At 37.3% G+C, this 14,580-nt stretch carries 9 protein-coding genes; all 9 read left to right on the top strand.

Features of this window, described 5'->3' with window-relative positions; translation table 11 throughout:
- The first annotated feature begins 36 nt into the window (after positions 1 to 36).
- The 9 genes from uvrC to H4K35_RS03030 all read left to right on the top strand — a co-directional run bounded on the left by uvrC (position 37) and on the right by H4K35_RS03030 (position 14,486).
- A complete protein-coding gene (uvrC, locus tag H4K35_RS03070; protein ID WP_182625921.1) occupies positions 37 to 1,827 on the top strand; it encodes an excinuclease ABC subunit UvrC in 1,791 nt (596 codons plus the stop codon).
- 28 nt (positions 1,828 to 1,855) lie between these two features.
- Positions 1,856 to 4,096 carry a patatin-like phospholipase family protein gene (locus H4K35_RS03065; protein WP_182625920.1) on the top strand — a complete coding sequence of 747 codons (2,241 nt, stop codon included), beginning with the start codon at positions 1,856 to 1,858 and terminating at the stop codon, positions 4,094 to 4,096.
- 218 nt (positions 4,097 to 4,314) lie between these two features.
- Positions 4,315 to 5,475, top strand: a complete 1,161-nt coding sequence (locus H4K35_RS03060) for a homogentisate 1,2-dioxygenase (protein WP_182625919.1) — start codon at positions 4,315 to 4,317, stop codon at positions 5,473 to 5,475.
- A gap of 40 nt (positions 5,476 to 5,515) precedes the next feature.
- Positions 5,516 to 6,676 carry a 4-hydroxyphenylpyruvate dioxygenase gene (hppD, locus tag H4K35_RS03055; RefSeq protein WP_182625918.1) on the top strand — a complete coding sequence of 387 codons (1,161 nt, stop codon included), beginning with the start codon at positions 5,516 to 5,518 and terminating at the stop codon, positions 6,674 to 6,676.
- 257 nt (positions 6,677 to 6,933) lie between these two features.
- Positions 6,934 to 7,710 (top strand): DUF3108 domain-containing protein, encoded by a 777-nt coding sequence (locus tag H4K35_RS03050; RefSeq protein ID WP_182625917.1) that lies wholly within the window; start codon positions 6,934 to 6,936, stop codon positions 7,708 to 7,710.
- Positions 7,711 to 7,767: 57 nt separating this feature from the next.
- Complete coding sequence (locus H4K35_RS03045) at positions 7,768 to 8,643, top strand: tryptophan 2,3-dioxygenase family protein (RefSeq protein WP_255492355.1); 876 nt, start codon at positions 7,768 to 7,770, stop codon at positions 8,641 to 8,643.
- Positions 8,644 to 8,661: 18 nt separating this feature from the next.
- Complete coding sequence (locus tag H4K35_RS03040) at positions 8,662 to 9,903, top strand: peptidoglycan DD-metalloendopeptidase family protein (protein ID WP_182625915.1); 1,242 nt, start codon at positions 8,662 to 8,664, stop codon at positions 9,901 to 9,903.
- A 19-nt stretch (positions 9,904 to 9,922) separates the two neighbouring features.
- Positions 9,923 to 11,545, top strand: a complete 1,623-nt coding sequence (gene pgi / locus H4K35_RS03035; protein ID WP_182625914.1) for a glucose-6-phosphate isomerase — start codon at positions 9,923 to 9,925, stop codon at positions 11,543 to 11,545.
- A gap of 106 nt (positions 11,546 to 11,651) precedes the next feature.
- Positions 11,652 to 14,486 (top strand): TonB-dependent receptor, encoded by a 2,835-nt coding sequence (locus tag H4K35_RS03030; protein ID WP_182625913.1) that lies wholly within the window; start codon positions 11,652 to 11,654, stop codon positions 14,484 to 14,486.
- Positions 14,487 to 14,580 lie beyond the last annotated feature (94 nt).

Below are 14,580 nucleotides of genomic sequence, written 5' to 3'. Positions count from 1 at the left end.
TTTTAAACTTTAATTTTGTACTTTAATCATGGAGCGATGCAAGTAAAAGAAGAGTTAGCCTTACAGATACAATCCTTACCGGATCAACCTGGTGTATATCAGTATTTTGATAAAGAAGGGAAGATTTTGTATGTCGGTAAAGCAAAAAATCTAAAGAAGCGTGTGAGCTCCTACTTCAATAAAGTGCATGACAATGCAAAAACGAATGTCTTAGTTCGAAAAATTGTAAAAATTAAACATATAGTTGTTCCAACTGAAACCGATGCACTGTTGTTGGAAAACAACCTGATAAAACAACTCCAGCCCCGATACAATGTTTTGTTGAAGGACGACAAATCTTATCCTTGGATTTGCATTAAGAAAGAAGCCTTTCCCCGCGTTTTTACTACGCGTCGCATGGTCAAAGATGGTTCAGAATACTTTGGTCCTTATACTAGTACGAAAACTGTCGCAACCCTATTGGATTTGATCAAAGAGTTGTATGCCATACGCACTTGCAATTATGATCTATCCCAACAAAATATCCGCAGTGAAAAATTCAAAGTTTGCTTAGAATATCATATTGGCAATTGTGGGGGGCCTTGTGAAGCCTATGAATCAGCTCAACAATACGATAAAAAAATTACAGAAATACGCGATATTCTCAAGGGGAATTTCAAGGAAAGTCTCAAAGGGTTCAAAACCTATATGTTGGAATTAGCTGCTGATATGCGTTTTGAAGAAGCACAACAGATCAAAGAAAAGATTGAGCTGCTTGAGAACTATCAAGCCAAATCTACTATTGTCAACCCCAAGATTGGCAATGTAGATGTCTTTACCATTCTTTCGGATGAAACAAATGCCTATGTCAATTTCTTACAAGTTTCTTATGGGGCGATTATTCGCTCACACAATATGGAACTAAAAAAGAAACTAGAAGAAACTGATGCAGAGCTGCTCGAGCTGGCTATTGTTGAAATACGCAGTCGATTTGAACTATTGACCAAAGAGATACTCGTTCCCTTTGATGTAGAATTAGGAGAGGACATTAAAGTAACGGTTCCAAAGATGGGAGATAAAAAAGCCCTGTTGGATTTGTCCGAACGCAATGCTAAGTTCTATCGTCTAGATCAGTTGAAGCAAATTAAGATTGTAGATCCCGATCGACATGTTAAACGCATCATGCAACAGATGATGAAAGATTTGCGATTGCCAAAAGAACCTCGCCACATCGAGTGTTTTGATAACTCCAATATTCAAGGAACCAATCCCGTTGCCGCTTGTGTCGTGTTTAAAGACGGAAAACCGAGTAAAAAGGACTACCGTCATTTTAATGTAAAGACCGTAGAAGGTCCCAATGACTTTGCTTCCATGCAAGAAATTGTTTTCAGACGATACAAACGCCTACTCGATGAGAAAGAACCTCTGCCTGATTTAATTGTTATTGACGGTGGAAAAGGGCAATTGGGGGTAGCGTTAAAGAGTTTGGAAGATCTAGGGTTAAGAGGAAAAATTCCAATCATCAGTTTGGCAGAGCGACTCGAAGAGATTTTTTATCCAGGAGATAGCTATCCTTTGTATTTGGATAAGCGTTCAGAGACAATGAAAGTGATCATTCACCTTCGAGACGAGGCGCACCGATTTGGATTGACGTTTCACCGCAACCAGCGCAGTAAAAATGCGATAACTAGCAAGTTAGACGATGTGCCTGGAATTGGTGAAAAAACCAAAACCAAATTGCTCAATCACTTTAAATCAGTGAAGCGGATAAAAGAAGCAGAGCCAGCAGAGATAGAAAGTATCATAGGAAAAGCAAAAACACACGTTTTATTGGAACATTTGAAGTAAATTAGTAGGGCGAAAAAAAAGGGAAACTATGTTCAGAATTATCGTTGTATTAGTACTAGGTTTACTCGGAGCTCAGGGATTTGCTCAAGAGCCCACTCAACCGACCGACCGACCGAAAGTGGGAGTGGTTTTGAGTGGTGGTGGTGCCAAGGGATTGGCCCATATTGGTGTGCTGAAAGTACTAGAAGAAGAAGGTGTACAAGTAGACTACATTACTGGTACAAGTATGGGAGCTATTGTTGGGGGACTTTATGCTGCAGGATATACGGCGACTGAATTAGATTCTATATTTAGTAGTATTGACGCCACAGCTTTAATACGAGATTATATTCCCCGCGTATCCAAATCATTTTACGAAAAGAAAAACGATGAAATCTACGCGCTGACTTTGCCCTTTGATAAGTTTAAAATAGGATTGCCCAAAGCTTTTTCTCGAGGAATGTACAACTACAACTTGATGAACAAGCTTTTAGCACATGTAAGACACGTACGTGATTTTAATGATCTGAATATTCCTTTTTTGTGTATTGCTACCAATATTGAAACAGGGAAGCCCGTTTTGATTGATTCGGGTTATTTGCCGCAAGCTATCTTGGCTAGTGGTGCCTTTCCGTCCTTGTTTGCTCCAGTCTTAATTGACGAAAATCACTTGATCGATGGAGGTATTGTCAACAATTATCCCATAGACGAGCTCCGAGCCTTAGGGGCGGATATTGTCATTGGCGTCGATGTGCAAGATGGACTTAAATCCATGGAAGATATCAACGGTGCTGCCGATGTTCTGCTTCAGATTTCCAACTATTCCACCATTAATCAAATGAAGGATAAGGTCGAAAAAACGGATATTTATATTAAACCCGATATTTCTGGCTATACTGTTATTTCTTTCGAAGAAGGAAAGGCAATTATTGAAAGAGGAGTAGAAGCTGCGAAGCTGAAAGTAGAAGAAATTAAAAAAATAGGCGGAAGAAAAGATGTTTTGCAAAAGCAGTTTGTGCCAAAATACACCGATAAATTGTACGTTAACTCGATTGATATTAATGGGTTAAAACACTATACACAGCGTTATGTTCACGGAAAGTTAGGGTTTAAACCTGAGAGCTATATCACTTTTGACGATTTAGAAAAAGGTATCGATCAACTCAATGGATCCGATAACTTTAGCAGTATTTCCTACCGTTTTGATGCGAATGGAGACGGAGATGCCTTGGTGTTGGATATGGTAGAAAACCCAATTAAGCGCTATCTAAAACTAGGTGTACATTACGACGGACTATATAAATCCGCCGCCTTGGTTAATGTGACACAAAAAAATCTATTGCTCAAGAGTGATGTCGCGTCATTGGATGTGGCGGTAGGGGATAATGTGCGCTATAATTTCAACTATTTTGTAGATAATGGTTTTTATTGGAGTGTGGGAATCAATTCCAAATTCAACCAATTTAGCAGTGATTTACGCTTTAAAATGTTGACAGATAGCGATCGAGTTATTGTGCCAGGACAAGGCGATTTATCGAATTACCCATCCAAATTTAGCGTTGACTATAAAGATTTTGAAAACCGTTTAGTCTTCCAGACCTTTTACCAACAAAAATTTTTAGTTGCCGCTGGATTGGAACACCGCTATTTTGATGTAAAGAGCAATACGCTTGCAATTGAACATAACAATTTTGACCGAAGTACCTATTTGGGAGGATTTGCTAGCTTTACCTTTGATACTTATGATAATAAGTACTTTCCACGCAAGGGGTTTATGTTTAAAGGAGAATATAAAAACTACTTCTTGTCTTCGGATTATCTAGGTAATTTTCAGAACTTTTCGACCATCACGGGGCAAGTGGGTTATGCTACTAAGATCACAGATAAGTTGAATGTCGATCTGCGTTCGCGTATGGGAGCAACTATTGGAAATACACCTTCAATCGGCTTTGTTTATTTCTTAGGCGGGTACGGATTTGCAGAACGCGATAATATTATCCCATTTTATGGGTATGATTTGTTGAGTATTGCTGGAAACTCCTACATTTTGGGATCGATCGATCTAGATTATGAAATTTTCAAAAAACACCATATTAACTTTTCGGCCAATTTTGCAAATGTTGGAGAAGATATTTTTTCTGGCTCAGAGTGGTTGTTTAAATCCAAATATTCTGGATACTCTTTGGGATATGGAATGCAAACCATGATTGGACCGATTGAAGTTAAATACAGTTATTCGCCAGATACGGGAAGTAGCTATACTTTTTTCTCTGTAGGCTTTTGGTTTTAGTTAAGAATTCAAGGGGGTCAAGAGGGGGTTTTTTAGCAATACGTAAATAAAATTTGGTTATAAAGTTGGATATATCATTTTTATTTCGATATTTGTGACATTATGAATATACAATGGGACGGTTTATTGGCTTATATTAAGTTTCTGATCAAGAGAAATCCTGAATGAGAGACTTTTACTTATATTATTTTTTTCCAACCTTAAAACTATAAGTAATTATGCCTTTATATCATCGCTTAGGGAGTATTCCCCCTAAACGTCATACGATTTTCCGCAAGGAAAACGGTGACTTATACTATGAACAATTGTTTGGTACAGTTGGTTTTGACGGAATGTCAACAAATATGTACCATGTACACCGACCAACACAGGTGAAAGAAATACGCAAACAGTATTCTGTCGCACCTAAAATTGCGAAAGCAAATAACATTCAATCTTACCGACTAAGAGGATTCCAAGTAGAACCCGAAAATGATTTTTTAGAAAGCCGAAAAGCAGTTTTGACCAATAGTGACTGTACCATTGTATTAGCGGCTCCTAAACATTCAATGGAGGATTATTTCTACAAGAATACCGATTCAGACGAATTGATTTTTATCCATAAAGGATCGGGTACGTTGCGTACTTTTCTAGGGAATATACCCTTTAAATACGGAGATTACCTTGTTATTCCACGAGGAATGATTTACAAGATGGATTTCGACACCGAAGATAATCGACTATTTATCGTAGAATCTAAACACCCGTTTTATACGCCAAAACGCTATAGAAACTGGTTCGGACAATTGATGGAACACTCGCCATTTTGCGAGAGAGATATCCGTCTTCCTGAAAATTTAGAAACCTATGATGAAAAAGGAGATTTCTTAATTAAGTTGAGAAAACAGGATGAAATCTTCGAAATGATCTATGCGACTCATCCTTTTGATGTGGTTGGATACGATGGATACAACTATCCGTATGCGTTTTCGATTCACGATTTTGAACCCATTACTGGACGCATTCACCAACCGCCTCCTGTACATCAAACATTTGAAACTGCTGGTTTCGTTGTTTGCTCTTTTGTACCGAGGTTATACGACTACCATCCGGATGCTATTCCTGCGCCCTACAACCACAGTAATATCGACAGTGATGAGGTATTATACTATGTAGATGGTGATTTTATGAGTCGTAATGATATTGCACCAGGGCATATTTCACTTCACCCTGCGGGTATTCCACATGGACCGCATCCTGGGGCTGCAGAACGTTCGATCGGAAAAATAGTAACCGAAGAGTTAGCCGTTATGGTTGATACCTTCAAGCCTTTAATGGTGACGGAAGAAGCCATGAAAATTGCCGATGAACAATACTACCAATCTTGGTTAGAAGAATAAAAATTCAAAAACAGAATAAACAACAACTAAAACTATAATTATGAGTAAAGAAGTAAAGTCAGTTGAATTTGGCTTAGAAAAAATATTTGAAGGAGCACAAGATTTCTTACCTTTATTAGGAACAGATTACGTTGAATTTATCGTTGGAAACGCTAAACAAGCAGCACATTTCTACAAAACTGCTTTTGGATTTCAATCGTTGGCTTATGCTGGATTAGAAACAGGTGTAAAAGACAGAGCGTCATACGTTTTAGTACAAGATAAAATTCGCATCGTTCTAACAACACCACTTACTGCTGAGTCTGAGTTAAATGATCACATCGTTAAACACGGAGATGGAATTAAAGTAGTGGCGTTATGGGTAGAAGATGCACGTAAAGCATACGAAGAAACAACAAGCCGTGGAGCTAAATCGTATATGGAACCTGTAGTGGAAACAGACGAATTTGGTGAAACAGTTCGCGCAGGTATCTATACTTACGGAGAAACTGTACACATGTTTGTGGAGAGAAAGAACTACAAAGGAGTGTTTTTGCCAGGATTCGTTAAATGGGAAAGCGATTACAACCCAGCGCCAGTTGGTTTGAAATACGTGGATCACATGGTAGGAAACGTGGGATGGAACGAAATGAATACTTGGGTAAAATGGTATGAAGACGTGATGGGATTCGTAAATTTCTTATCGTTTGACGACAAGCAAATTAATACAGAGTATTCTGCTTTAATGAGTAAAGTAATGTCTAACGGTAATGGACGTATCAAATTCCCTATCAACGAACCAGCAGAGGGAGCAAAGCGTTCTCAAGTAGAGGAGTATTTGGATTTCTACAACGGACCTGGGGTTCAGCACATCGCAGTAGCTACTGATGATATCATCAAAACTGTAGGTGAAATGAGAGCTAGAGGTGTTGAGTTTTTATCTGCTCCGCCACAAGCATACTATGATGCAATCCCTGGACGTTTAGGTGTACACATGGATATGATGAAAGAAGATATCAAAGAACTTCAAAAATTAAGTATCTTAGTGGATGCGGATGAAGAAGGATATTTGTTACAAATCTTCACCAAACCAGTAGAGGATCGTCCAACTTTATTCTTCGAAATTATTCAAAGAATGGGTGCTAGAGGATTCGGTGCAGGTAACTTTAAAGCACTTTTCGAATCAATCGAACGTGAACAAGAGTTACGCGGAACATTATAATCTGAGTTAATAATATCTTAAAAAGCCTCATTTTGAGTACGTTATAGTTAAAGTGAGGTTAAAAGATGCAGGATATATGAATAATCAATAAAAAACTGTACATTTGCACTCGCAAAAATAAAGATGTCATAAGCTTTATTTGAGTGTAATAAATTTTTCATAATTTATAGTTTTTTGGTTGGTTAATAGCATAAAAACTCAGTCAATTATTTGACTGGGTTTTTTTGTTTGTTATTTTTGAATAAAATTAGCCGACTATGAAAAAAGTATTATTTGTTATTTATATCTTCTTAACCTGTGCAGCTGTCACTTTTGCACAAAGCAAACCCAAAGCATTTAAAGCGGGAGAATACCTAAAGTTTAGAGTTTCCTATGGCTTCCTCAATGCAGGAATAGCCGAACTACAACTAGCTGAAACTTCATACAAAGGAAAAAGTATGTATCACGCAAAAGGTATTGGCTATACAACAGGACTTTCAAAAGTATTTTTTAAAGTATACGATGATTATCAAAGTTATTTTGAGAAAGATCAAGTTGTGCCTCATCGATTTGTTCGAAAAATTGACGAAGGTGGCTATACCAAAGATCAAGAAGGATTCTTTGATTATTCCAAGAAAAATGTCTTAGTTAAAGACTACGAAAAAATTAAAGAAAATACCTATCCCATTGTAAAAGAGGTGCAGGATATCGTATCTGCTTTTTATTACCTTAGAAATCACCCTAAATTAGACAGTTTAAAAAAGAATGAAGCCGTGGAAATCGATATGTTTTTCGATGGAGAGGTTTTTCGTTTTAAATTACAATACTTGGGAACCTCTGAATTAAAAACTAAATTTGGTAAAATTAAAGCCTTGTCTTTTAGACCTTATGTGATGGCAGGACGTGTATTTAAAGAGAAAGAAAGCTTAACTGTTTGGGTGTCAGCAGACAGTAATAAGGTTCCTTTGCGAATTAAAGCAAGCTTAGCTGTTGGGTCATTAAAAGCAGATCTAGAAGAATACAAAGGATTAGTTACCACCTTAAAGACCGAATAAACCATGAACGACTTAACCAATCAACACATAAAAAATTTAGAAGAAAAATTTACCCAAATGGGACAAAATCCCAATGTACATTTAGAAGGGTTGTTGCATGCCAAGCCCCTTACGTACTGGGATTATATACAAACTGATGCTTTGTTAGGCCTGCAAATCCAGCGTACCCTATACCCAGATGAAATGGTGTTTATTATGTATCACCAAGTCAATGAGTTATTGTTTAAAATGATTTTATGGGAAATTGAACAATTGGCCGTTACAGCTAAAATTGACGTCGAGGTTTTTACTGATAAATTGATGAGAATTAGCCGATATTTTGATATGTTGACTAATTCTTTTAGCATAATGGGGGATGGAATGGACGTAGAACAGTATAATAAATTTAGAAATACACTAGCGCCTGCAAGTGGTTTTCAAAGCGCTCAATATCGTTTGATCGAATTTGGATCAACAGATTGGAAAAATTTGATCGACAAGCGATTTATTGCTGACTTACCGGAAAATATTTCAGCAGAAGAAGCGTTAGAATTTATGTATTGGCAGGCTGCTGGAAAAAATTATAAGACTGGTGAAAAGTCCTACTTGCTCGATGCGTTTGAGAAGAAATACAGTCAAACTTTTGTTAAAGCAATGAAAGATTATGAAAAAACAAATTTATGGCAGAAATTTGTTGAACTTCCCAAAGAAGAACAAGAGCGTCCAGCGTTAATTCAAGCCATGAAACATTACGATTATACCGTCAATGTTACTTGGGTGATTGGACACTATAAAACAGCATTAAAGTACTTAGAGAGTACGGGGGTAACGAAGGAAGCCACCGGCGGTAGTGATTGGAAAAAGTACATGTTGCCAGAATATCAAAAAAGAATTTTCTTCCCTGCATTATGGTCAGAAGAAGAAATGGAGAATTGGGGAAAAGGATTGGTTTAAAATAGAAAAAAGTTAGGTTTGAAGTATAAAATTTTTATGTTGTTAACAGGACTTCTTTTGTTCACTTCTTGTAAAAAGGAAGCAGAAATGGAAGTAAGTACAGATACTGAAGAAGAAACAGTAGAGGAAATTGTAGCCGAATTATATGGGTTTAATTTGAAAGATTATGTCGTAACGGAAGATACGATACGGTCGGGCGATAACCTAGGTAAGATTTTTGGCGATTTCAACCTCAATGCTACAGATGTACACAATATTGTTACCAAAGTAAAAGACACAATCAATGTAAGAGGTATCCGCGCCGGACAACCTTATACGCTGATTAAGTATAAAGAGAATCCAGACAAGTTAGCAGCGTTTGTTTACCACCCTAATATTTCGGGTTATCAGGTTATCGACTTACGCGATACAGTTACTGCTTATACGAAGACCTATCCGGTTACCATCCGAAGAAGAACAGTAGCCTCAACTATTGAGGGCTCACTTTCTGTTAGTTTGAGCAATGAAGGGGTGGATCAATCCTTAGCTACGCGTATGTCTCAGATATTCGCTTGGTCGATTGACTTCTTTAAATTACAACCAAACGATCGCTTTGCGGTAACTATAGAAGAAAAATACATTAACGATACGGTGTATGTAGGTATTTCAAAAATTGAGGCTGCCTATTTTAATTATAGAGGAAAGGACTTGTATTCCTTCCCGTATCAAAGACAAGGAACTAAAGGAAAAGATTATTACGACGAGGAAGGGCGCCCGATGAAGAGTATGTTCTTAAAGGCACCCCTAAAATTCTTCCGCATTACCTCGCGCTATACTAAAAGCAGATTTCATCCGGTTCAAAAAACGTGGAAATCTCATAATGGAACAGATTATGCTGCGCCAACAGGTACGCCAATCATGACCACTGCTTCGGGTGTGGTAGAGCGTACAGGTTATACAGCTGGAAATGGTAATTACGTAAAAGTAAAACACAACGGTACATATTCTACACAATACCTACACATGTCTAAAATTCTTGTAAAAAAGGGACAATACGTAACGCAAGGACAAACGATTGGATTGGTAGGAAGTACAGGATTGGCTACGGGACCACACGTGTGTTATCGCTTTTGGAAAAACGGAGTACAGGTGGATCCGCTTGGTCAAGTGTTGCCAAACTCAGAACCGATGGATAAAAAAGATATTCCTGCTTATAAAGAATATATCCAACCGCTTAAAGCAGAATTGGATGCTGTGATAAAAGAAAAGTTTAATAAATAATTGCTGTTTTTACATTATAATGTTACAAACTATAAATCCTACTAGTACTGCTGCATGGAGTAAACTACGTGAGCACTTTGAGCAAATGAAGTTGATCCAAATGCAAGACCTCTTTAAAGAGGATTCTAGTAGAGGGAGTTCATTTAATATTCAATTCGATGATTTTCTGCTTGATTACTCTAAAAATAAGGTAACGAAAGAAACGTTAGCTTACTTGTGTGAGTTGGGGGAAGAAATGCACTTGAAAGAAGCAATCGAAGACTTATTTACAGGAAGGAAGTTAAATAAGACAGAAGATAGAGCCGTATTGCATACAGCATTACGCGATTTTAATCCAAATGCCTCAATCGTTGTTGATGGTGTGAATATCTTGGATGAAATTCGCCAAACACGTGATCGCATGAAGGACTTTGTTGAACGTGTGATACAAGGAGAATATACTTCCAGTACAGGAGAGCCTTTTACGGATATCGTCAATATTGGTATTGGTGGTTCAGATCTTGGACCTAAGATGGTGGTGCAAGGCTTGGCAAATTACAGCAATCAGTTGAATGTTCATTTCATTTCAAATGTCGATGACGATTATTTGTATGCGGTGTTACGTAAACTAAACCCGGAAACTACCTTAGTACTTGTTGTTTCCAAAACTTTTACGACGCAAGAAACAGTTTTAAATGCGGATAAAGTAGTAGAGTGGTTAAAGACCAAAGTGAAAAAAGAGAAGCTCGGTCCTCATTTGGTTGGGGTAACTGCCGAAATTGATCGAGCAGTGGCGTATGGCATTCAACCGGAAACTATTTTTCCCATGTGGGATCATATTGGAGGGCGTTTTTCGCTGTGGAGTTCAGTAGGGCTATCGATCGCTTTGGCAATTGGGTATGAGAATTTTGAACGCTTGCTGAAAGGAGCTAATAAAATGGACGTACACTTTCGTACTGCTCCTTTTGAACAAAATATCCCCGTAGTTTGTGCTTTGTTAAGCGTGTGGTATAACAATTTCTTTGGTTATGAAACAGAAGCGGTTGTTCCATATAGTCAATTCTTAGAACGTTTTCCTGCACATTTGCAACAAATGATCATGGAAAGTAATGGCAAAGATAAAAACCGAGAGGGAAATCCAGTGAATTACGAAACTGGAACATTAATTTGGGGTGATGTAGGAGTATCTGCTCAACATGCCTTTTTCCAATTGTTTCACCAAGGAACTAAAGTTGTTCCCGTGGATTTTATAGGTTTTATTAATCCATACAGTGCCTCAGATTGTAACCATACTATCCTAATGTCCAACTTTTTCGGACAAACGGAAGCCTTGTTAAATGGAAAAGACACAACGAAAGAAACGGAAACAGAAAACCCTTTAGTGCAAAATTTTAGAGAATTTCAAGGAAACAAACCTTCTAATACTCTTTTAATTGACAAGTTGACACCAGAATCACTAGGGGCCTTAGTTGCATTATATGAACACAAGACTTTTGTTCAAGGTGTGATCTGGAATATTTATAGTTTTGATCAATTTGGTGTGGAATATGGCAAAGTTTTAGCAAAAAATATTCAAGGCGAAATAATTTCGAATAATGTACTGAAACACGACAGTTCTACAGCGTTTTTGCTGAATTATTATTTGAGAAACAGAACTGTTTAGAATTCAATAAATTGGGCTACAAGTTAAAATTAATAATTTCGTAACATTTGAGGAGTATCTTTTTGTACATTTGCGGTGAAATTAATTTATCACTTACACTTACAAAATGAGAAACTTGAAGAACTGGATGTTGTTTTTCGTAATGGTTATTACGTCAACATCTGCATTTTCACAAAACAAAGTAAAGGGTACGGTCATTGATGGAGAGCTAAACATGAGCTTGCCTGGTGCGACTGTACTAGTGAAGGGAACGCAAAATGGAGTATCTACTGATGCGAATGGAGCGTTTACTTTAACTGTAAATAGCGATAAAGGAGAGGTTGTTATCTCTTTTATTGGTTATCAATCGAAAACAGTTGCGTTTAAAGTTGATGCAAACAACGTAGCAAATGTTGGAAACGTTGTATTAAACCCAGATGAGAATATGTTAGCAGACATTGTGATCATGGGAGTTGCAGACGTTGCAAAAGACCGTAAAACACCAGTTGCTGTGTCTACTATTAAAGCAGCTGAAATTCAAGAAAAGCTTGGTTCTCAAGAGTTTCCTGAAATCTTAAACACAACACCTTCTGTTTACGCTTCTAAAGGTGGAGGAGGATATGGTGATTCTAATATTAACATCCGAGGATTTGATCAACGAAACGTGGCTGTATTAATTAACGGTATGCCTGTTAATGATATGGAAGGTGGAGCTGTATATTGGTCTAACTGGGCTGGTTTATCAGACGTTACATCTGCGATGCAGGTACAACGAGGATTAGGATCTTCTAAAATTGCAATTTCTTCAGTTGGAGGAACGATTAACGTTTTAACACGTACATCTGATGCAAGAGAAGGAGGATCTATCTCTGCAGGTGTTGGAACAGGAGACTATTTCAAAGGATTAGCTTCTTATAATACAGGTGTATTAGAAAATGGACTATCTGCTTCGGTATTATTAGGTTATACTAGAGGAAGTGGATATGTGGAAGGAACAGGATTCGAAGGGTACAACTACTACTTAGGTTTAGGGTACAAATCGAAAGATTCTCGTCACAATGTTCAATTCACTTTCACTGGTGCTAAACAAGATCACGATCAACGTTCTACTTCAGTTTCTATCGAAAACATCCAAAAATGGAATGGTGGGAAAATGAACAAAAGATTCAATCCTGATACAGGATTTTACAATGGTGAACGTTTTAACTTTAAATCAAACTACTATAACAAACCAGTAATGTCTATCAACTACGATTTCAATATCAATGAAACATGGACATTAGGTGCAGTATTCTACGGATCTTGGGGACGTGGTGGAGGAACTGGAACAATTGGTGGTGGACCAAATGGTTACAGAGATTTCGGACCTGAGGTTAGAGATGCAAACGGACATATGCGTTTTGATGATATCGCTGCTTGGAATAGAGGTGAAACAATCGCTGATTGGAATAATACAAGTAATCCTTTAGTAGATGATCCAAACAATCCAGGTCAACAAGGTCATTATGTTATGGCCTATGATCCTAAAAATAAAAATAGAGGAGGTTGGGCACGTCGTTCAAGTATAAACTCACATGACTGGTATGGTACGGTGATTAATTTAAATGCGAAAGTAAATGAAAACTGGACTGTTGATTTTGGTTTAGATGGACGTATTTACAAAGGATACCACTACCAATTATTAGATAATTTATTAGGTGCTGACGGATATTACGTGAATAATAATAAAAATAATGGAGGTCAACACTATATCGTAAGTCAAACTTATGAAGCAAAATCTACAATGAACCCTTGGGTAAATTGGAACAATAGAGAAAAAGTGGGATACCACAATGATGGTAATGTGAAATGGTTAGGTGGATTTGGACAAGTTGAATACTCTAAAGATGATTTATCTGTATTTGTACAAGGAGCTATTTCTAACCAATGGATGCAACGTGTTGATTATTTCAACTATGACCGTTCGACTGCTCAAGGAGCAAAAGATTACAAAACGGATTGGGAAAGTATCTTAGGAGGAAGTATTAAAGGGGGAGCAAACTACAATATCAACGAAAACCACAATGTATTCGTAAATTCTGGATATTTCTCTCGTCAACCTTTTATGAACAACGGGGTTTATTTGAATAATACGAATACGCTAAACCCAAATCTTACAAATGAAAAAGTTTTAGGATTTGAAGCTGGTTATGGATATAGAAGCCATAAATTAAGAGCAAACTTAAATTTATATAGAACATCTTGGAAAGATAGAGTAACTCGTGCGACAAGTAGATTTGATACAGACGAGATTGGATCAAATGGAAAGCCACTACAAGTTAATGGTTATGCTACTTTAGTCGGAGTAGAGCAAATACACTCTGGAATGGAAATGGATTTCATCTACTATCCAGTGGATCGTTTAACTATTACAGGATCTTTCTCATGGGGTGATTGGAAATATGCTTCTAATGTTACAGGAACTTTCTATAACGAAGAAACAAATGAACCTATTTATAATGAGCCAGGACAACCTGAGTCAGGATTTAAAACGCACACATTATATATCGATGGAGCTAAAGTGGGTGGAGCACCACAGTTGATTGCTAACTTAGGCGCAAGCTATGAAATTGCAAAAGGATTGAAAATTGATGCGAACTACAGATACAATGATAATTTCTATGGTTCATTAGATGTTGATAAAGCAAATGCCAAAGGGAAAAGTGGATCAATGAAGTTACCTGCATTTAACTTATGGGATGCTGGAGTATCTTACCGTATGGAACTTGGTAAAGAGAAACAAAATGCTTTAACAATGCGTTTCAACGTAAATAACTTATTCGATACAACCTATATTTCTTCTGCAAGAACAAATATTCAGGCAACTCCTGAGAGTACAACTTGGAAAGGTGTTGATGTTCGAAACGAAGTAATGTTAGGAGCGGGTAGAACATGGAACTTTACAATGAGATTCAATTTCTAGTAAATTAGTCAATATATAGAAAGAGCGGTTATGAAAATAACCGCTCTTTTTTTTATTTTGTATCTTGTACAAACGCTTTATTATGGAGAGTCAC

Source organism: Myroides sp. NP-2 (assembly GCF_014145665.1).
In the GTDB taxonomy this organism is placed as follows: Bacteria; Bacteroidota; Bacteroidia; order Flavobacteriales; family Flavobacteriaceae; genus Flavobacterium.
Note: the sequence above shows the minus strand (reverse complement) of the source record. Positions and strands in the feature narration are given on the sequence as shown.